Source organism: Pseudomonas sp. GW821-FHT02B10, assembly GCF_059421865.1.
The window spans coordinates 414,482-433,768 of the sequence record NZ_JBWKVU010000005.1 but is presented as its reverse complement, the minus strand read 5'-3'; the positions used below and the strand labels follow the sequence as shown (position 1 = coordinate 433,768).

The 19,287-nt window shown below is 61.2% G+C and carries 22 protein-coding genes; 9 read left to right on the top strand and 13 right to left on the bottom strand.

The window, feature by feature from the left end; all coding sequences use genetic code 11:
- Positions 1-79 precede the first annotated feature (79 nt).
- Both ybaK and AC07VU_RS14745 read left to right on the top strand, forming a co-directional pair.
- Complete coding sequence (gene ybaK, locus AC07VU_RS14750) at positions 80-550, top strand: Cys-tRNA(Pro) deacylase (protein WP_009045373.1); 471 nt, start codon at positions 80-82, stop codon at positions 548-550.
- A 116-nt stretch (positions 551-666) separates the two neighbouring features.
- Complete coding sequence (locus AC07VU_RS14745) at positions 667-1,449, top strand: PhzF family phenazine biosynthesis protein (RefSeq protein ID WP_457274750.1); 783 nt, start codon at positions 667-669, stop codon at positions 1,447-1,449.
- A 40-nt stretch (positions 1,450-1,489) separates the two neighbouring features.
- Here AC07VU_RS14745 and AC07VU_RS14740 read toward each other — a convergent pair whose 3' ends face one another.
- Together AC07VU_RS14740 and argF are read right to left on the bottom strand one after the other, a co-directional pair.
- A complete protein-coding gene (locus AC07VU_RS14740; RefSeq protein ID WP_457274748.1) occupies positions 1,490-2,599 on the bottom strand; it encodes an ABC transporter ATP-binding protein in 1,110 nt (369 codons plus the stop codon).
- Positions 2,596-3,516, bottom strand: a complete 921-nt coding sequence (gene argF, locus AC07VU_RS14735) for an ornithine carbamoyltransferase (protein WP_009045370.1) — start codon at positions 3,514-3,516, stop codon at positions 2,596-2,598. Before argF ends, AC07VU_RS14740 begins: the two co-directional genes overlap by 4 nt.
- Before the next feature lie 507 nt (positions 3,517-4,023).
- Here argF and plzR point away from each other — a divergent pair.
- The 3 genes from plzR to grxD all read left to right on the top strand — a co-directional run bounded on the left by plzR (position 4,024) and on the right by grxD (position 6,987).
- On the top strand, positions 4,024-4,317 hold the full coding sequence (gene plzR, locus AC07VU_RS14730; RefSeq protein ID WP_274306842.1) for a PlzR type 4 pili assembly inhibitor: 294 nt from the start codon (positions 4,024-4,026) through the stop codon (positions 4,315-4,317).
- 126 nt (positions 4,318-4,443) lie between these two features.
- A complete protein-coding gene (locus tag AC07VU_RS14725; RefSeq protein WP_495030066.1) occupies positions 4,444-6,552 on the top strand; it encodes a molybdopterin oxidoreductase family protein in 2,109 nt (702 codons plus the stop codon).
- Positions 6,553-6,648: 96 nt separating this feature from the next.
- Positions 6,649-6,987 (top strand): Grx4 family monothiol glutaredoxin, encoded by a 339-nt coding sequence (gene grxD, locus AC07VU_RS14720; protein WP_007922425.1) that lies wholly within the window; start codon positions 6,649-6,651, stop codon positions 6,985-6,987.
- Between the two features lie 122 nt (positions 6,988-7,109).
- On the opposite strand, the gene bfr is transcribed toward grxD, so the two are convergent.
- Together bfr and AC07VU_RS14710 are read right to left on the bottom strand one after the other, a co-directional pair.
- A complete protein-coding gene (gene bfr, locus AC07VU_RS14715; RefSeq protein ID WP_053262450.1) occupies positions 7,110-7,583 on the bottom strand; it encodes a bacterioferritin in 474 nt (157 codons plus the stop codon).
- 201 nt (positions 7,584-7,784) lie between these two features.
- On the bottom strand, positions 7,785-8,003 hold the full coding sequence (locus AC07VU_RS14710; protein ID WP_007922430.1) for a bacterioferritin-associated ferredoxin: 219 nt from the start codon (positions 8,001-8,003) through the stop codon (positions 7,785-7,787).
- 326 nt (positions 8,004-8,329) lie between these two features.
- Between AC07VU_RS14710 and AC07VU_RS14705 the strand changes: the two genes are divergently transcribed.
- Entirely contained in the window at positions 8,330-8,932 is a 603-nt protein-coding gene (locus AC07VU_RS14705) for a peroxiredoxin (protein ID WP_007922432.1), read from the top strand.
- A gap of 70 nt (positions 8,933-9,002) precedes the next feature.
- Here AC07VU_RS14705 and rnt read toward each other — a convergent pair whose 3' ends face one another.
- Both rnt and pyrC read right to left on the bottom strand, forming a co-directional pair.
- Positions 9,003-9,677 (bottom strand): ribonuclease T, encoded by a 675-nt coding sequence (rnt, locus tag AC07VU_RS14700; RefSeq protein WP_007922434.1) that lies wholly within the window; start codon positions 9,675-9,677, stop codon positions 9,003-9,005.
- Positions 9,674-10,720, bottom strand: coding sequence for a dihydroorotase (gene pyrC, locus AC07VU_RS14695; protein WP_087090138.1), 1,047 nt, complete (start codon positions 10,718-10,720; stop codon positions 9,674-9,676). Before pyrC ends, rnt begins: the two co-directional genes overlap by 4 nt.
- Positions 10,721-10,876: 156 nt before the next feature.
- Between pyrC and AC07VU_RS14690 the strand changes: the two genes are divergently transcribed.
- The 3 genes from AC07VU_RS14690 to AC07VU_RS14680 all read left to right on the top strand — a co-directional run bounded on the left by AC07VU_RS14690 (position 10,877) and on the right by AC07VU_RS14680 (position 14,108).
- Entirely contained in the window at positions 10,877-11,785 is a 909-nt protein-coding gene (locus AC07VU_RS14690) for a flagellar protein MotY (protein ID WP_087090140.1), read from the top strand.
- Positions 11,786-11,914: 129 nt separating this feature from the next.
- Positions 11,915-13,132: an argininosuccinate synthase gene (locus tag AC07VU_RS14685; protein ID WP_009045364.1), complete on the top strand. Its 1,218-nt coding sequence runs from the start codon at positions 11,915-11,917 to the stop codon at positions 13,130-13,132.
- Positions 13,133-13,481: 349 nt separating this feature from the next.
- Complete coding sequence (locus AC07VU_RS14680; RefSeq protein ID WP_007922442.1) at positions 13,482-14,108, top strand: response regulator transcription factor; 627 nt, start codon at positions 13,482-13,484, stop codon at positions 14,106-14,108.
- Between the two features lie 191 nt (positions 14,109-14,299).
- Here the strand turns inward: AC07VU_RS14680 and AC07VU_RS14675 are convergent, their stop codons facing one another.
- From AC07VU_RS14675 to AC07VU_RS14645, 7 genes are all read right to left on the bottom strand, one after another.
- Positions 14,300-14,479, bottom strand: a complete 180-nt coding sequence (locus AC07VU_RS14675) for a PA3496 family putative envelope integrity protein (protein ID WP_007922443.1) — start codon at positions 14,477-14,479, stop codon at positions 14,300-14,302.
- A gap of 107 nt (positions 14,480-14,586) precedes the next feature.
- A complete protein-coding gene (gene nth, locus AC07VU_RS14670) occupies positions 14,587-15,225 on the bottom strand; it encodes an endonuclease III (protein WP_007922445.1) in 639 nt (212 codons plus the stop codon).
- Between the two features lie 7 nt (positions 15,226-15,232).
- Positions 15,233-15,832 carry an Rnf-Nqr domain containing protein gene (locus tag AC07VU_RS14665; RefSeq protein WP_495030065.1) on the bottom strand — a complete coding sequence of 200 codons (600 nt, stop codon included), beginning with the start codon at positions 15,830-15,832 and terminating at the stop codon, positions 15,233-15,235.
- A complete protein-coding gene (locus AC07VU_RS14660) occupies positions 15,825-16,436 on the bottom strand; it encodes an RnfABCDGE type electron transport complex subunit G (protein ID WP_277589499.1) in 612 nt (203 codons plus the stop codon). The genes AC07VU_RS14665 and AC07VU_RS14660 overlap by 8 nt, the downstream gene beginning before the upstream one ends.
- The gene (locus AC07VU_RS14655) at positions 16,433-17,428 is read right to left on the bottom strand and encodes an RnfABCDGE type electron transport complex subunit D (protein WP_495030064.1); all 996 of its coding nucleotides are present in this window, start codon (positions 17,426-17,428) and stop codon (positions 16,433-16,435) included. Before AC07VU_RS14655 ends, AC07VU_RS14660 begins: the two co-directional genes overlap by 4 nt.
- On the bottom strand, positions 17,415-18,632 hold the full coding sequence (gene rsxB, locus AC07VU_RS14650) for an electron transport complex subunit RsxB (protein WP_495030063.1): 1,218 nt from the start codon (positions 18,630-18,632) through the stop codon (positions 17,415-17,417). Before rsxB ends, AC07VU_RS14655 begins: the two co-directional genes overlap by 14 nt.
- Positions 18,629-19,216, bottom strand: coding sequence for an Rnf-Nqr domain containing protein (locus AC07VU_RS14645; RefSeq protein ID WP_495030062.1), 588 nt, complete (start codon positions 19,214-19,216; stop codon positions 18,629-18,631). The genes rsxB and AC07VU_RS14645 overlap by 4 nt, the downstream gene beginning before the upstream one ends.
- Positions 19,217-19,287 lie beyond the last annotated feature (71 nt).

The following is a 19,287-nucleotide window of genomic DNA, read 5'->3' as shown; positions in this document are numbered from 1 at the left end:
TATGGGCCTTGGAATAGAGCCTTTTGCTGGCGGATATCCTAGAATCGCCGGTGTTCTTTTCCCTGCCTATGGAGTTGCCATGACCCCTGCACTGGATCTGCTGAAAAAAGTTCGCGCCGAACATCGGGTGCACAGTTATGAACACGACCCGAAGGCGGCCTCCTATGGTCTGGAGGCGGCGGAAAAGCTTGGCCTTGACCCGGCGCAGGTGTTCAAGACGCTACTGGCCAGCAGTGAAAAGGGCGAATTGCTGGTGGCCGTGGTGCCGGTCGTCGGAAGTCTCGACCTCAAGGCCCTGGCGCACGCGGCGGGGGTGAAAAAGGCCGAGATGGCCGACCCGGCTGCGGCGCAGCGAGCGACCGGTTACCTGCTGGGCGGGATCAGCCCCCTGGGCCAGAAAAAGCGCCTGCGCACCTTTATCGATAACAGTGCGCAACCCTTTGCCAGCATCTTCGTCAGTGCCGGTCGGCGTGGGCTTGAGGTCGAACTCTCGGCCGCCGTGCTGGCCGAGCACACTCAGGCGACCTTCGCCGATATCGGGCGCGACTGACCGTCAGTGCGCCGATGAGTATCGGCGCTGTATGGCAAAAAATAACTTTCTCTGTGGCTGTCGGCGCCAGGACGGGCAGCCCCATGCTTGCGCGGCATGTTCAAGGAGAAATGTTTATGCAGCTTGAGTTTCATCAGGTCGACGCGTTCAGCGATCGTCCGTTCAGCGGCAACCCGGCGATGGTCTATCGACTGCCGGCCTGGCCGGCCGATGAGTTGATGCAGAACATCGCCGCCGAGCACAACCTGGCGGAGACCGCTTTTGTCGTGCGCGAGCCTCAAGGCTGGCGTATCCGCTGGTTTACCCCGACCACTGAAATCGCCTTGTGCGGCCATGCCACCCTTGCCAGCGCCCATGTGCTGTTCGAGGTGTATGGCGAGCCGGGGCCGCGTATCGACTTCGTCTGCCAGTCAGGCCCCTTGAGCGTCAGTCGCGAAGATGCGCAGCTTTGGCTGGATTTCCCGGTTCGCGCACCGCGCGCGATCGACGGCCGCGAACAGCTGGAGCGCGTTTTGGGCACGAGGGTCGTGGCGTTACTGGGGGCCAACGAGTTGTTCGCGGTGTTGGAGTCCGAGCAGGCGGTGCTCGACTGTCAGCCGGACATGGCGGCGCTGGCCAAGCTGCCCTGGCCTGGCGCGATCGTGACCGCGCAGGGCAGCCAGCATGATTTTGTCTCGCGCTATTTCGCGCCGGCCATTGGCGTCAACGAAGACCCGGTCACCGGGTCAACCCACTGCGCCCTGATTCCGTACTGGGCCGAACGCTTGGATAAGGCGAGCCTGACGGCCTATCAATGCTCGAAGCGCGGAGGGGCGTTGTTCTGTCGGCTGGAAGGGGCGCGGGTGAAGATTGGCGGCCAGGCGATGCTGGTGGCCAGTGGCAAGCTGTTCCTGGATTGAAACCGCAGGCGCCGGAGCGGCGCCTGCGGAATCCGCTGGATCAGTGGGCGCTACTGTAGCGGCGGACGCCTGATTCAGACTGTGGCAGTTGCGCCGCGGTGCTGCCGGAGGCCTGGAACAGCACCAGGTGTTCGGCGGCGACGCGGATTCCGACGTCAGCGCCTATCAGATGATCGGCATGGCTTGGGAAGATCGACTCGAGCTGGCTGCCGGTCGGCAGTTGCAGGCGGTACAGGGTCGACGCGCCCTGGAAACTCTTGCCGACGATCCGCGCCTTGAGGTCGCTGTCCGGTGCATAAACGATGTCGTCCGGGCGTAGCAGTACATCCACCGCGCCGCCGGGCGGCCAGGTGTAGGCACGGTTGCCGCGCAGTACGCCGAGTTCGGTCTGCACCGATTCCGGGCTGTCCAGCTGGCCGCGAATGAAGTAGCCCTGGCCGATAAAGCTCGCCACGAACGGCGTCAACGGTTCGTGATAGAGGTTGTACGGCGTGTCCCATTGCTCCAGGCGGCCTTCCTTGAACACTCCGACGTGATCGCTGACGGCGAAGGCTTCTTCCTGGTCGTGGGTCACCAGGATCGCACTGGTGCCCCGCGCCTTGAGGATGTCGCGCACTTCGTGACTGAGCTTGCGCCGCAGTTCGCCATCGAGGTTGGAGAAGGGTTCGTCGAGCAGCAGCAACTGCGGCTCCGGCGCCAGGGCCCGGGCCAGTGCGACGCGCTGTTGCTGGCCGCCGGACAGCTCATGAGGGAAACGCTTGCCGAGGTTCTTCAAGTTGACCAGTTCCAGCAGTTCCTCGATCACCCGGTTCTTCTGCGGGTGCTTGCGGATGCCGAAGGCAATGTTGTCCGCCACGCTCAGGTGCGGGAACAGGGCGTAGTCCTGGAACACCATGCCGATCCGCCGGCGCTCCGGCGCCAGGGTGAAGCCGGCGCGGGAGATGGTTTCGCCGGCCAGCTGGATTTCACCTTCGTGCACCGGCTCGAAACCGGCAATCGCGCGCAGGGTGGTGGTCTTGCCGCAGCCGGAGGAACCGAGCAGGCAACCGATATCGCCGGCGTTGAGGTGCAGGTTGAGGTTCTGCACGACCCGTTGGTCCTGGTAGCCGCAGGCGAGATTGCGCAGGTTAAGCAGTAATGGCTGGCTCATGCGTGGTGGTACGCCGGCTCGACCAGAAACTCGAGCAGGGCCTTTTGTGCGTGGAGACGGTTTTCTGCCTGGTCCCACGCCACGGAGCGTGGATCGTCCAGCAGGTCGAGGCTGATTTCTTCGCCGCGGTGGGCGGGCAGGCAGTGCATGAACAGCACGTCTTCGGCGGCCAGGTCGAGCAGCGCGCGATTGACCTGGAACGGCGCGAACAGCTTGAGGCGCAGGGCGGTTTCTTCTTCCTGGCCCATGGAGGTCCAGACATCGGTGCTCACCAGGTGGGCGCCGATCACCGCGTCTTGCGGATCGCGCACGATGCTCACCCGGTCGCCGGCGCGGGCGACGAATTCAGGGTTGGGGTCATAGCCTTCGGGGCAGGCGATGCGCAGTTGGAAGTCGAACTGGATCGCCGCTTCTATATAGCTGTTGCACATGTTGTTGCCGTCGCCGATCCAGGCCACGGTCTTGCCCTGGATCGAGCCGCGGTGTTCGAGGAAGGTTTGCATGTCGGCCAGCAACTGGCACGGGTGCAGGTCGTCGGACAGGCCGTTGATCACCGGTACGCGGGAGTTGGCCGCGAACTCGGTCAGGGTGCTGTGGGCAAAGGTACGGATCATCACCGCGTCGAGCATGCGCGACATGACGATGGCGCAGTCGCTGATCGGCTCGCCGCGACCCAGTTGGGTGTCGCGCGGGGACAGGAAGATTGCCTGGCCGCCGAGCTGGATCATGCCGGCTTCGAAGGACAGGCGGGTGCGGGTAGACGACTTCTCGAAAATCATCCCGAGAACGCGGTTTTTCAGGGGCTCGAAGAGTACGCCGCGGTTACGCAGGTCCTTCAGCTCGATGCCTCGACGAATCACGCTGACCAGCTCTTCGGGCGTGCAATCCATCAGGGAGAGAAAGTGCCTTGCGCTCATCATTAACTACCTTTTTGCAACAGACCGCAGATACTCAAAGCCTTGTTTTATCGAGAAACGGGCGAGACCTGCGGCGAAAGCCGCACGGGGCGACGAAATAGGGGAAGGCGCGATCTTATAATTAAATGTCGCGTCTTACCAATAGCAGGCTTGGTTTCTAAGGCTTTCACCACTTGCAGCGAGTGGCCTGGGCCAAAAAAGTGGGCCATTCGTGACGTTTACAGCATGTTCAGATGGGCCCAGTCGGATGTGGAGTCAATCCACTTTGCATAGGTCCGCAGCAGCATTTGTACACTGCGCCTTGGCCGCTTTGCAACGCGCCTCGTGGCGCATGCCGCTATCAGGCATATGGCTGGCGCGGGCTGGGTTTTTCTCTGGCCTGGCTCTTGGGAACTTCGAGCCGGGCGGGAAATGGAAAGGTTCGCGGCAGGGGATCTCGGCAGAAATATTTCCTCAGGCAAAGGGCTGGGGTTATAAATGCGCACCGGCAACAGGGAAGTGCTTGGAATGGACTCGAAAGAACAGCAACTGAAGACACTGTTGGGGTTGACGACGCGAACCCTGACCGACCTGACGGCATCGATCACCTCGATGTCCTTCGAGTTGCTACGCAGCGAGGACAGTACCACGCGCAACGCCGCGCGACAGATGATCGAGCGCATGCTGACCATCAGCAGCAATCTCGATGAGCATTGGCGGCTGCTTGCCGAATTCAGCGGGATGCAGGGCGGTGAGGCGCCGATGGACGGCATGACGCCGATCGCCCGGCAGGACGATCCACCGAGGCTGCCCTCCAACTGAGTCATCGGCTGGCTTGATGCTTGCCGATTCACAAGACGAACGTCTCTGGTGCTGATGCCGGTCTGGCACCATAGTTTTGTTCCCGCGGCCTGACGCTGGCCGCCTCGAATAAAATAGAGACTGGCCATGACCAAGACTCTCCATCACCGAGCCTGCCACCTGTGTGAAGCCATCTGCGGCTTGACCATCGAAACCACTGAAGTCGACGGCGCCGGCCCGCAGATCACCTCGATCAAGGGCGATGCCCAGGACAGTTTCAGCCGCGGCCATATCTGCCCCAAGGCGGTGGCGCTGCAGGACATCCAGAACGACCCGGATCGGCTGCGCCAGCCCATGCGCAGGGTCGGCGGCGATTGGCAGGCGATCGAGTGGGACGAGGCCTTCAAACTGGTGGCCGAGCGCCTGGCGGCGATTCAGGAGCGGCACGGCAACCATGCGGTGGCGGTCTATCAGGGCAATCCCAGCGTGCACAACTATGGGTTGATGACCCACAGCAACTATTTCCTCGGCCTGCTGAAAACCCAGAACCGGTTTTCCGCCACCTCGGTGGACCAGTTGCCGCAGCACCTGAGCAGCTACCTGATGTATGGCCATGGGTTGCTGCTGCCGATCCCGGATATCGATAACACCGATTTCATGCTGATCCTGGGCGGCAACCCGCTGGCGTCCAACGGCAGCATCATGACCGTGCCGGACGTGGAGAAGCGCCTGAAGGCGATCCAGGCGCGAGGCGGCAAAGTGGTGGTGGTCGACCCACGGCGCAGCGAGACGGCGGTCATGGCCGACCAGCATGTGTTTGTTCGTCCCGGCGGGGATGTGGCGCTGCTGTTCGGTATGCTGCATACGATTTTCGCGCAGGGGCTGACGCGTGACAGCCATCTGCCGGTGGACGGCCTGGCCGAGGTGCGTGAGGCCATTTCCCGTTTCAGTGCCGAAGCCATGAGTCCTTTGTGTTCGGTGCCGGCGCAGCAAATCCGCCAGTTGGCGCGCGACTTCGCCGCGGCGGACAGGGCGGTGTGTTATGGCCGGATGGGTGTGTCCACCCAGTCGTTCGGTACCCTCTGCCATTGGCTGGTGCAACTGCTCAACCTGGTGACCGGCAACCTCGACCGGGTCGGCGGCGCTCTATGCACCGAGCCGGCGGTGGATCTGGTGGCGGCGACTTCGGGCGGGCACTTCAATGCCTGGCAAAGCCGGGTTTCCGGACGCCCTGAATATGGCGGCGAACTGCCGGTCTCGGCCCTGGCCGAAGAAATGCTGACCGCAGGCGAAGGGCAGGTGCGGGCGCTGATCACGGTGGCCGGCAATCCGGTGCTGTCCACACCCAACGGACGGCAGCTGGAGCAGGCGCTGGATGGCCTGGAGTTCATGCTCAGTATCGACCTGTACATCAACGAAACCACTCGTTATGCGGACCTGATCCTGCCATCGACCTCGGCCCTGGAGAACGATCACTACGACACCACGTTCAATATGTTCGCGGTGCGCAATGTCAGCCGTTTCAACCGGGCGATCCTGCCCAAGCCGGAAGGCGCGCTGCATGACTGGGAAATCTTCGTCGGCCTGGCCAGGGCCTTCGCCGCGCGGACCGGCAAGGAGCTCAAGCCGACCGTGCCGCCGGCACAGATGATCGACAGGGGGCTACGAGCGGGGCGGTATGGCGAGGCGTCCGAGTTCAATCTGTCGGTGGCGACGCTGGCCGACCACCCCCACGGGATCGACCTGGGGCCACTCAAGCCCAGCCTGGCAGCGCGCCTGAAAACCGAGAACCGTCGGGTACAGGCCGCTCCCGCGGTGATCATGGCGGACCTCGAGCGCTTTGCCGCGTTGCAGGCTCCGGCAGCGGATGAGCTGGTGATGATCGGCCGGCGCCATGTACGCAGTAATAATTCGTGGATGCACAACTACCATCGGTTGGTGAAGGGCAAGCCACGGCACCAGTTGCTGATGAATCCCGCTGATCTGGCCCGGCGAGGGCTGACTGACGGACAGCGCGTGCGGGTCAGTTCGCGGGTCGGGGCGATCGAGGTGGAAGTCCTCGCCAGCAGCGAGATGATGCCCGGGGTGGTCAGCCTGCCCCATGGCTGGGGGCATGGTCGGCCGGGGGTGCAGATGAGTATCGCCATGGCCCAACCCGGGTCGAGTGCCAATGACCTGACCGACGAGCGTCAGCTGGACGAGCTATCGGGCAATGCGGCGCTCAATGGCGTGCCGGTGACGGTGGAGGCGGCCTGAGGAGTCTGTCGGAGAGGCCGAGCATGGCGCTCGGCTTTCCGTTACAATGCGCCACCGTGTCGACAACAGAGTCGGAAAGTTCAGCCGAGGTGCTCCATGGATATCATCGAAACTATTAAAGAGCAGATTGCCAACAACACCATTCTGCTTTACATGAAAGGCTCGCCGAATGCCCCGCAGTGTGGCTTCTCCGCGAAAGCCGCTCAGGCCGTGATGGGGTGTGGTGAGAAGTTCGCTTACGTGGACATCCTGCAGAACCCGGAAATCCGCGCCAACCTGCCTAAATACGCCAACTGGCCTACTTTCCCGCAACTGTGGGTAGCCGGCGAACTGGTCGGCGGCAGCGACATCATGGCTGAGATGTTTGCCAATGGTGAGTTGCAGACCCTGATCAAGGCCGCCGCTGAAAAAGCCGCTGCCAAGACCGAAGCCTGATTCGCCCCTGGTAGGAGCGACAAGTTCGCTCCTGCCGGGTTGTGTGGATTTATCCACGCAATAAAAAGCCCCGCCCTCGTGAGAGAGGCGGGGCTTTTTCATGGGCTGAACCTTGAGGGGAGTTACTCGTCGCCCATCTGCGATTGCAGGTAGTTCTCCAGGCCGACTTTATCGATCAGGCCCAGTTGGGTTTCCAGCCAGTCGATATGTTCTTCTTCCGATTCCAGGATGTCTTCCAGCAGCTCGCGGCTACCGAAGTCGCCGACCGATTCGCAATGGGCGATCGCGGCTTTCAGGTCGGCGTGGCCGGTACGCTCGATGCGCAGGTCGCACTCGAGCATTTCCTTGGTGTGTTCGCCGATCTGCAGCTTGCCCAGGTCCTGGACGTTCGGCAGGCCTTCGAGGAAGAGGATGCGCTTGATCAGCTTGTCCGCATGCTTCATCTCGTCGATGGACTCGTGGTATTCGTGCTTGCCCAGCTTGTTCAGGCCCCAGTCTTCATACATGCGTGCGTGCAGGAAGTACTGATTGATCGCGACCAGTTCATTGGCAAGGATCTTGTTGAGATGCTGGATGACTGTGACGTCGCCTTTCATGATGGGGTCCTGCCCTGTAATTAGCGGTATATAAGGCAGAGTCTGAGCCGCACGATGATTAGTGTCAAACCTAAGTTATTGAATAATATATGAAAATTAATCGGAATAAGAATGTTTGTGTTCCGCGTTTTGATGCTAAGCGATTGAATTACAGGCATAAAAAAGCCGGACATGAAGTCCGGCTCTTTTAAATGGTGTTAATTACGCAACATTAAATTCTACTGGGTAAGGAATCGCTGGCTGGCTGCTTTGCAGTTCGGTCAGGGTTTCACGTACCACCTGCTTGGCGAGACAGGCACATTTGCCACATTGACTGGCCACGCCGGTCGCTTGGCGTACTTCACGATAGCTGCAGCAACCGTCGTAGATTGCATCGCGGATTTGTCCGTCGGTGACGCCAGTGCAGAGGCAGACATACATAAGGTGAGAACCGTCGCTGGTTATGGCTCAATGCGACGGATCTTAATGTTAACGAGAATGATTGTCAAAGTGGTTTCCTGGGGCTTTTTGCCAGATGCGTATCTGGCAGACGAACGGTTTTTTCTAGCACGGGTGACGAGCTGTCCAGCAGGGCGGCTTTTTTGCGGCCTGAACCCAGGGGATGGAAAAACCACTAAGGACAGCTCAAAAACGCGGTGTATGATGTGCGGTCCTTACGAAGCGGGATCGAGTCACAGGGCTGTCGCTTGGCGGTGGCAAACTGGGCTGGGTCTCATTCTTCATTCGATCACACCAGGAGATATCCAATGAGCGTACTCGTAGGCAAACAAGCCCCTGACTTCACCGTTCCCGCCGTTCTCGGCAATGGCGAAATCGTCGACAGCTTCACCCTGTCCTCGGCCATCAAAGGCAAATACGGCCTGGTGTTCTTCTACCCGCTGGACTTCACCTTCGTCTGCCCGTCCGAGCTGATCGCCCTGGACCACCGCATGGCTGACTTCAAGGCACGCAACGTTGAAGTGATCGCTGTTTCGATCGACTCGCACTTCACCCACAACGCCTGGCGCAACACCCCGATCAATGCCGGTGGCATCGGTCAGGTCCAGTACATCATGGCTGCCGACATGAAGCACGACATCGCCAAGGCCTACGACGTTGAGTCCGAAGGCGGCGTGGCTTTCCGTGGCGCGTTCCTGATCGACGACAAAGGTGTCGTTCGTTCGCAGATCGTCAACGACCTGCCGCTGGGCCGTAACATGGAAGAGCTGATCCGTCTGGTCGACGCTCTGCAGTTCCACGAAGAGCACGGCGAAGTCTGCCCGGCCAACTGGAAGAAAGGCGACAAGGGTATGACTGCTTCGCCAGAAGGCGTTGCTGCTTACCTGAGCGAGAACGCTGGCAAGCTGTAAGCCGCGCTTCACGCATAAAAAAACCGGCCCCAGGGCCGGTTTTTTTATGCGCGGTCGTTCAGCGGCAGTATCAGTCGTTGAAGTCTTGCCAGCCGCCCATTTCCTTCCAGCGATTGACGATGCCGCAGAACAGGTCGGCAGTCTTCTCGGTGTCGTAGCGGGCGGAATGCGCCTCACGGCCATCGAAGTCGATATCGGCAGCCTGGCACGCCTTGGCCAGCACGGTTTGGCCATAAGCCAGGCCGGCAAGCGTCGCGGTGTCGAAGCTGGAGAACGGATGAAACGGGTTGCGCTTCATGTCCAGGCGCGCGACAGCCGCGTTGAGGAAGCCCAGATCGAAGCTGCTGTTGTGCCCGACCAGGATCGCGCGCTTGCAGCCGTTGGCCTTCAGCGCCTTGCGCACGCTGCGGAAGATATCGTTCAGCGCGGTTTCTTCACTGACGGCCATGCGCAGCGGATGGTCGAGCTTGATCCCGGTGAACTCCAGCGCCGCGGCTTCGATGTTGGCGCCTTCGAAAGGCTCTACGCGGAAAAATAGGGTGTGTTCGGGGAACACGAAGCCCTTTTCGTCCATGCCGATGATGGTCGCGGCAATTTCCAGCAAGGCGTCGGTGGCCGAGTTGAAACCACCGGTTTCAACGTCGACGACTACCGGCAGGTAACCACGAAAGCGTGCCGCCATTGGATGACGCGAGCCACCACCGTTGTGACCGTCCTGCTCGTCGTCGAAATGGTCTTCACTCACGCGTGTTCCTCCAGCAGGCGCCAGCGCAGTTTTTCACCGGCGCGCAGCGGGATGACGGTCAGCTCGCCGAAAGGCAGGCTGGCAGGGGCGGTCCATTCTTCACGAACCAGGGTGATGCGATCGGTGTTGGCCGGCAGGCCGTAGAAGCGTGGGCCGTTGAGGCTGGCAAAGGCTTCCAGCTTGTCCAGCGCGTTGCGCTGTTCGAAGGCTTCGGCGTACAACTCGATCGCGGCATAGGCGGTGTAGCAACCGGCACAGCCGCAGGCCGCTTCTTTGGCATGCTGGGCGTGGGGCGCGGAGTCGGTGCCGAGGAAGAACTTCTGGTTGCCGCTGGCGGCAGCGTCGAGCAGCGCTTCCTGGTGCACGTTGCGCTTGAGAATCGGCAGGCAATAGAAGTGCGGGCGAATGCCGCCAACCAGCATGTGGTTGCGGTTGTACAGCAGGTGATGGGCGGTGATGGTCGCGCCAACGTTGGCCGAGGCCTCGTTGACGAACTGCACGGCGTCACGGGTGGTGATGTGTTCGAACACCACCTTGAGCGTCGGAAAGCGCTCGACGACACGGCGCATGTGCTCGTCGATGAACAGCTTCTCGCGGTCGAACACGTCGACTTCACCGCGGGTGACTTCACCGTGGATCAGCAGCGGCAGGCCGACTTCGGCCATGGCCTCCAGCGCCGGGAAGATCTTGTCGATGCTGGTGACGCCCGAGTCCGAGTTGGTGGTCGCACCGGCTGGGTAGAGCTTGGCGGCATGGACGAAACCACTGGCCTTGGCCGCGCGAACTTCTTCGGGCTGGGTGCGATCGGTAAGGTAGAGCACCATCAGCGGCTCGAAGCGGCTGCCGGCCGGCCGCGCAGCGAGAATGCGCTGGCGATAGGCATCGGCTTCAGCGGCGTTGCGCACTGGAGGTACCAGGTTAGGCATGATGATGGCGCGGCCAAAGGTGCGCGCGACATCCGCGACAGTATTGGTCAACACGGCACCATCGCGAAGATGAATATGCCAGTCGTCGGGACGCAGCAGGGTCAGGCGGTCGGACATTGGGGATTCCAGGCGGGTCAAACTCCAGTGAATGCTACCGGAAAAGACTCTTCCAGGCACTCGCTATCAAGTTTTGCGTGAAGCTTCCGATATCCCGAAGGTATGCCGTAAACAGGCATTTCGATTTTCGTGATGTACAAGTCAGTGGAGCCTCCCGTGCGCCAGCGTTATCTAGCCTTGCTCAGTGTGTTCGCCTGCCTTCCCGCGATGGCGCTGACTTTCCAGACCCGTCTGGAGAGCATTGAGTGGACGGTCGAAGGCGATAAATTCGAGTGCCGTCTGAGCCAGCCGATCACCGATTTCGGTTCCGGGGAGTTCGTGCGTCGCGCCGGCGAGCAGGCGACCTTTCGCCTCAAGGCCTACAACCCGATGCTTGCTGGCGGTTCGGCCACGCTGCTCGCGGCGGCTGCGCCGTGGCAGCCGGGACGGGGCGACATCAACCTGGGTTCGGTACGGCTCGGCAGCGGCGATGTGCTGTTCAACAGCTCGCAACTGCAGGCCGGGCGACTGATCGGTGGATTGATGGATGGGCGCAGCCCGGTGGTTCGCCACTACTCCCGCGAGGGTGGGGTGTCCGAGGTGCGCTTGTTGCCAGTCAAGTTCAGCAAGGCGTATGGCGACTACCAACGCTGTGTCGCCAAGTTGCTGCCGAAGAATTTCGATCAGGTCAGGCAATCCGAGGTCGGCTTCCCCGGGGGCGGCATCGACCTGGACGCGAAAGCCAAGGCCAGGCTGCAGGTGATGCTCGAGTTTCTCAAGGCCGATCCGACGGTCAATCACATCCAGCTCGATGGCCATTCGGACAACAGCGGCAACCGCTTGACCAACCGTGACCTGTCGCGGCGCCGGGCGCTGGCGGTGATGGAGTTCTTCAAGGCCAATGGCATTCCCGAGTCGCAGATCGAGATGCGTTTCCACGGTGAGCGCTACCCGTTGGCGCCCAACACCAATGCGGCGAACCGGGCGAAGAATCGTCGGGTCAACGTACAGCTGCAACGTGTCCCGGTCGCGGAAAAACCGGTACCCCAGGCCGCTGCCCCCGCCAATGCCGCGGCGACTTCCTGAAACGGCTGTCGTCGTCGCGCACTCGACATAATCTGTCGCTTCGTCGTCATAAGCTGTCGCGCCTCTGTAAATTATCCGCGTTGATCGGTAGACTTGACGGCTTTCCGTAGAACCCCGTGGAGTGATGGCATGGCGGACGTAAACAAGGTCGTTCTGGCGTATTCCGGCGGCCTGGACACTTCGGTGATCCTCAAGTGGCTGCAGGATACTTATAACTGTGAAGTGGTGACGTTCACCGCTGACCTGGGTCAGGGCGAAGAGGTCGAACCTGCACGTGCCAAGGCGCAAGCCATGGGCGTGAAAGAGATCTACATCGATGATCTGCGCGAAGAGTTCGTCCGCGATTTCGTTTTCCCGATGTTCCGCGCCAACACCGTTTACGAAGGTGAGTACCTGCTGGGTACCTCCATCGCTCGTCCGTTGATCGCCAAGCGCCTGATCGAGATCGCCAACGAAACCGGTGCCGACGCCATTTCCCACGGCGCTACCGGCAAGGGCAACGACCAGGTTCGTTTCGAGCTGGGCGCCTACGCCTTGAAACCAGGGGTGAAAGTGATTGCTCCCTGGCGTGAGTGGGACCTGCTGTCCCGCGAGAAGCTGATGGACTATGCCGAGAAGCACGCGATCCCGATCGAGCGTCACGGCAAGAAGAAATCCCCGTACTCGATGGATGCCAACCTGCTGCACATCTCCTATGAAGGCGGCGTGCTGGAAGACACCTGGACCGAGCACGAAGAAGACATGTGGCGCTGGACCGTCTCCCCGGAGAAGGCTCCCAACACCCCGACCTACATCGAGCTGACCTACCGCAACGGCGACATCGTGGCGATCGACGGCGTCGAGATGACCCCGGCCACCGTGCTGGCGACCCTGAACCGCATCGGCGGTGAAAACGGCATCGGTCGTCTGGACATCGTGGAAAACCGCTATGTCGGCATGAAGTCCCGCGGCTGCTACGAAACCCCTGGCGGCACCATCATGCTGCGCGCTCACCGGGCGATCGAATCGATCACTCTGGATCGTGAAGTCGCTCACCTCAAAGACGAGCTGATGCCCAAGTACGCCAGCCTGATCTACACCGGCTACTGGTGGAGCCCTGAGCGTCTGATGCTGCAACAGATGATCGACGCCTCCCAGGCCCACGTGAACGGCGTGGTTCGCCTGAAGCTGTACAAGGGCAATGTGATCGTCACCGGTCGCAAGTCCGATGAGTCGCTGTTCGATGCCAACATTGCGACCTTCGAAGAAGACGGCGGCGCCTACAACCAGGCGGATGCGGCTGGCTTCATCAAGCTCAATGCCCTGCGCATGCGTATTGCGGCCAACAAGGGGCGGACTCTGTTCTGATGCCTTGAGTCGTTTTAAAAGAGCCCCGCCATGAGCGGGGCTTTTTTATGCCTGATGTTTTAATCGATCAAGCGGGTGTCTGGAGACCATAACTAAAAGTTTCCACTGGCCATTGTTTCAATGGGATCTCGACTATCTTTCAGTCCGTTCTTTTCAATACGAAGTGTAGGAAAGTCAGGAGTAGTTATATATAGGGGGCGACGTTCAATTTTTCCTTGTAGGGCAAATCCGTATTGTTTGTAAGGAACTTCTCGGGGCGATGCTGGCCCAGGGCATGGCCATGCCACGGGCCAAATGACTGGGTTATGGTGTTTGCTTGAAAAACCAATAGCGGACTCTGGACTTACCCATGAAGAAAGTTTTGATCGTAGATGATCATCCCGTCACTCGTCTGGCTGTGCGCATGCTGATGGAGCGGCACGGCTTTGAAGTAGTTGCCGAGGCGGACAATGGCATGGATGCCCTGAAACTGTCTTATGAACATGTTCCAGACATCCTTATTCTTGATATTGGTATTCCCAAACTCGATGGCCTGGAAGTTATCGCCAGACTTTCGTCAAAAGCCATGTCGACCAAAGTGCTGGTATTGAGCCTGCAAGTACCTGGCCCTTTCTCCATGCGCTGCATGCAGGCTGGTGCGGCGGGTTATGTGTGCAAGCAGCAGGACATCACTGAATTGATCAGTGCCGTCAGGGCAGTCCTGGCCGGCTACAGTTATTTTCCCAACGAAGCCTTGCATACCCTGCGCTCAAGCCTGGGCATCGCCAGCGAGGAGGGGATGTTGTCCAGCCTGTCGGGTCGAGAGTTGATGGTCCTGAAGCAACTCGCCGGTGGGCAGACCAACAAGGAGATTGCCGAGGGCCTGTGCTTGAGCAGTAAAACGGTGAGCACCTACAAAAGGCGGCTGTTGGGGAAACTCAACGCCCGCTCGCTGGTGGACCTGATCGAGTTTGCCAAGCGCCATCAGCTGGTATGAAGGTTGAGGCGCTACAACAAGGCGCGGGAGGGAAAAACAGCGGCTTTTGCGAGCTTTCATTGCGTTGCGGGCTTGCCGGTCTGTCGGCGATGTTGGATCCCTCAGCCGCGCATGGCCTGGTTTGAAAAGAAGCGACTTGAAATGTTGGCTGGTGTAACAAAAAAGCCTCCGTCAAAGGAGGCTTTTTGTTACTAAAGATCAAAGTCGTAATCGGCCAGTTGCTTTTGCAAGCGCCGCTCTTCCAGAAGGTTGTCGATGGTCCGACGTTTGCTCAAGTTGGTCTTGGCCACCTCTACCACGGGCTCTGCATCTTCTGTTTCAACAGGGGTGAAGTCGTCTTCTACGTCCAGTTGTTCTTTGCCAGTACTCATAAGGTTAACTCCAGGCTAAGACTGCCATTGGCGCTCCTTATATCGATATTCTCGGGACTGGTAAAAAAGATTTTTTCAATCGACCTATCATCAAAATCAATGATTGCTCAATCGTCAGAGGTCTTGTGCTTGTATTCGCACAGGTCCTCGATCCGGCAGCTTCCACAGCGCGGCTTGCGGGCCAGGCACACATAGCGGCCATGGAGGATCAGCCAGTGATGGGAGTCGAGGAGATACTCCTTGGGCACGAATTTCATCAGTTTCTTTTCGACCTCCACGACATTCTTCCCGGGGGCCAGCCCTGTGCGGTTGCTGACCCGGAAGATGTGCGTATCGACGGCCATGGTCAGTTGGCGGAAAGCCGTATTGAGTACCACGTTGGCGGTCTTCCTGCCGACGCCTGGCAGGGCTTCGAGCTCTTCCCGGGTCTGCGGGACTTCGCTGTTGTGCCGTTCCACCAGCAGGCGGCAGGTCTCGATCACGTTTTTGGCCTTGCTGTTGTACAGGCCGATGGTCTTGATGTACTCGGACAGGCCTTCGACGCCCAGGGCATAGATGGCGGCCGGCGTATTGGCCACGGGGAAGAGCTTGGCCGTCGCCTTGTTGACCCCCACATCGGTGGACTGGGCCGAAAGGATCACGGCAATCAGCAGCTCGAAGGGCGACGAATAGGCCAGTTCGGTTTTCGGTTCCGGATTGTCTTCGTGCAGCCTGCGGAAAATTTCCAGGCGTTTTGCGGCATTCATGGGTGAGTCATTTCCTTGAAGGCGGTCGGTGTGAGGTCGTAGAAGCGGCCCAGGCTTGCCTGGCGGCCAGCAACAGCCCCAGCAGGATAAAACCGCCAGGTGCGAGTGTAAGCAGGTGCACGCCACCCTGGGCGGTCAGAACCCAGCCTGGCCAGTCGACGTCGTTCGTCCCCAGCAGCCATTGCAGATGATTGCCGATTGAGCCACTGCCGAAGGCTTCGCGCAGTGCACCCAGGATAATCAGCAGCAGGCAGAACAGGCCGGCGAAAAGCAAGCGCACGGGACGCTGGAAAAAATCCTGGTACTCCAGCACTACGCATTGCACGGCAATCAGGCCCAGGTAGAGGGCCAACTGTTGTTGCAGTTCGAACGCCCAGGCTTGCGCGGCCAGCATGGCACAACTGGTGAGCGTGGCGCTGAGCAGGATACTGGCGCCCAGGCGGCCCTGGCCAGCCAGGCGCGGGCGCAGGGCATTCATGCACAGGCCGAATACCGCGCTCACACAGAGAAATACCAGGGCCAGCCCCAGGGCCTTGACCAGTGAGTCGCTGGCGCCGATCAGCGGCGCGAGCATCATGGCGTTCTGCAGGGTCGAGGATTTATTCATGGGCGGGACTTCCCAGCAGTTGTTCGCGGTGCTCGTCGAAGTAGCGCAGGCTGTCGTGAATCCCCTCGACCACCGCCCGTGAGGTGATGGTGGCCCCGGCCATCTGGTCGAATTGGCCATGGTCTTTTTTCAGCGCCCAGCCGGCGTCGCCCGGGTCACCCAGTGACTTGCCGATGAAACCCTGCAGCCAGGTATTCGGACGCTCGGCGATGCGCGCGCCCAGGCCGGGCGTTTCCGAATGCCGCAGAGCCTTGCTGCCCAGCAGTTTGCCGTTGGCGGCGATGCCGATCAGCAGCTCGATCGGGCCGCCATAACCGCTGACCTGGCTGCGCAGCAGCACAGCGCTGGGTTGGCCGTTGCGCGTGGCGCGATAACCGACGAGCAGGGTGCTGTGGCTGAGCTGGATGTTATCGATGGCCAGCGGCTGATCCAGCGGCTGATTGTCGTAGCTGTCGACGGGCAGGAGATCCAGCAGGTTGCGAGCCTGGATGGCGCGCTGTTCGCGCTCGATGCGGGGAGCCGTCGTCTGCTGGACGAAGAAAGTGCCAGTGGCGCCGATAGCCGCCAGCAGTGCCAACACTCCCAGACTCGTTGCGCGGTTCATGGCAGGGAAGGCTCGGGAGGCGGAGCAGCCAGGCGCTCCAGGGCGGGGACGGCGAGGTTCATCAGCAGTACGGCGAAGGCGACTCCGTCCGGGTAACCGCCCCAGGTGCGGATCAGGTAAGTCAGCAGGCCGACGCCGACCCCGAACAGCAGGCGTGCCTTTGCGTTCCTCGGACCGGAGACCGGCTCGGTGACGATAAAAAAGGCGCCAAGCATGGTCGCGCCGCTCAGCAGATGGAAAAACGGCGAGCCGTGGGAGTCCGACCCGGAACCGTTCCAGCACAGCAGGCTGATGACGAACAGGCTGCCGAGCATGCCGGCCGGGGCGTGCCAGCTGAACACCCGTTGCTGCAGCAAAAAGGCGCCGCCGGCGAGAAAGGCCAGGTTGACCCATTCCACGCCCTTGCCGCCGAAATGGCCGAAGGCGGTATTGCCGGCGAACAGTTCATCGATGGTCAGGCTCTTGTTGATGCGCAGGCTGTCGAGTGCCGTGGCCTGGGCCCAGGCATCGGGCGCCGTGCTGTCGAGGGCTATGCCGAAGATCTGCTGCAGGCCGCCCAGCAGGTCAAGGCCATGGGAGGCCGGCCAATGAGTCATCTGCTGGGGGAAAGAGACCAGCACCAGGGCATAACCGAGCATCGCCGGGTTGAACGGATTCTTGCCGACGCCACCATACAGGTGCTTGCCGAACAGCAAGGCACAAGCGGCCGCGCTGACTGTCAGCCACCACGGGCAATACGGCGGCAAGGCCAGGGCCAGCAAGGTGGCGCTGACCAGGGCACTGCCATCGCCAAGGAAAGGACGCAATGGCCACTGGCGCAATCGCAGCACCGCGGCTTCGACGGCAAGGGCGGTGACACAGGCCAGCAGCAGGTTGATCAGAATTCCCCAGCCAAACAGCCAGAAGAGCGCCAGCAGCCCCGGCAGGGTCGCCAGAAGCACACGCTGCATGGCTTGTCGCAGGCGTTCGTCCGGTTGCTCAAGGGGCGTCATGGGCTTGTACCTGGCGCTCGGCTTCGGCCAGTCGCTCGCGGGCCTTGGCCAACAGTGGTGGCGGGGTGTCGCTGTGACGCTCCAGCTTGCTGACTTCTGCCCGCGCGTAAGCCAGTTCGGTTTTCAGTTGCCGCAGGCGGGTGTCGATCGGGCGCTTTTCGACTCGCACCAGATTGGGCGCTGGTTGCCCGCTTGCTTCTTCGGTCGCGTGCAAGGCCTGTTCTGCGTCTTTCAGTGCCTGCTGCAGACTGGCCAGTTGCTCGGCAGGCGCCTGGTTGGCCTGAGCCTTTTTCAGTTCCGCGCGGCGCATCGCCAGCTGGATTTTTGCGCGCTTGAGCTCGGCGTCTTTGGCCGGGGGCGCTGAGGCCACGGTTTCGACGGTGGTTTCGACAGCGCCTTCCAACTGCGCGAGGGCTTGCTCGGCGGCCTCGAACTGGCGCTGCAGGACGATCAGTTGCGACTGTTGCTCGAAGGTCGGCGGATGGCCGAAAGCTTTCAGCGATTTGTTCAACTGGGCCCGGCTCATCGCCAGATCGATCTTGGCTTTTTTCACCGCGGCATCGGCGGCGGCCTTTTGCGCGCGCACCCGCTCGATGGCCGCCTGCACCGGGTCCAGGCTGGTTTCACTGGGCTGCGTCGCACGTTGCGCGCGGGCGGCCCGTTCGGCCTGCTTGTGCTGTTCTTCGCGTTGCAGCCGGGCATTGCGGCGCTCGAAGCGCTGGCGCGCGTGATCGCGTTTGGCGGTCCGGGCGCGTAGTTCTTCGAGACCGGTGGCCAGGCCGCCGACGATCGGCAATACGTCATTCAACGGCAGCGGATGCATCTCGATACAGTCCACCGGGCACGGCGCCACGCAGAGATCGCAGCCGGTGCATTCGTCGATCAGCACCGTGTGCATCTGCTTGGCCGCGCCGACTATGGCATCCACCGGGCAGGCCTGGATGCACTTGGTGCAGCCGATGCATTCGGCTTCGCGAATAAAGGCCACCTGGGCTGGCGCCGGGCCGCGGCTGATGTCCAGTTCCATGACCGGGATATTCAGCAGCCTGGCCAGGCCGGCAATGGTTTCGTCGCCGCCGGGCGGGCACTTGTTGATCGCCTCGCCGTTGGCGATGCCTTCGGCGTAGGGCTTGCATCCGGGGTGGCCGCACTTGCCGCATTGGGTCTGCGGCAGCAGGGCGTCGATGCGTTGAATCAGACTCATGGGTTGAGCAGTCCGTTGAAACCGAGAAATGCCACCGCCATCAGGCCGGCGCTGATCAGGTCGATCGGCAGGCCGCGAAAGGGCAGGGGCACATCGTTGTTGAGAATGCGCTGGCGCAGGTCGCTGAACAGGCTCAATACCAGCCAGAAACCGAGGCCCGCACCCAGGCCCAGGGCGAGGCCATGACCGAGCCCGCGATTGGCCTGGACCGCCAGTAGCAACGCGCCGAGCACGCCGGCGTTACCCAGCAGCAGCGGCCAGAGGCCGTCGAATGGCAGCCCGGGCAACATTCGGGTCAGCAGCTTGAGCAGCGGTGCGATCAGCAGCACGCCCAGCGGCAGGAATACGAACAGTTGCAGCGAGGTCAGGCCCAGCGGCACCAGCAGCGCCTGATAAAGCCCGTAGCCCAGCAGGCTGCAGAGCAGCATCAGGCAACTGGTGGCGATCCCCAGGGCATGGATCCGCCGCCGCGCAACCTGCGGGTCGGCACTGGCCTGCAACAGCGGATCGACGCCCAGCGGCCACTGCAACACGAAGTTGTTGATCAGGGCAGCGCTGATGAGCGTGAGGACAATCTCGGTCATGTTCGTGGCCGGTGAGGGCGGGCGGATACCTGAAGACTAGGCAATTATCCGGCAAGGGCGCAGGCCCATCC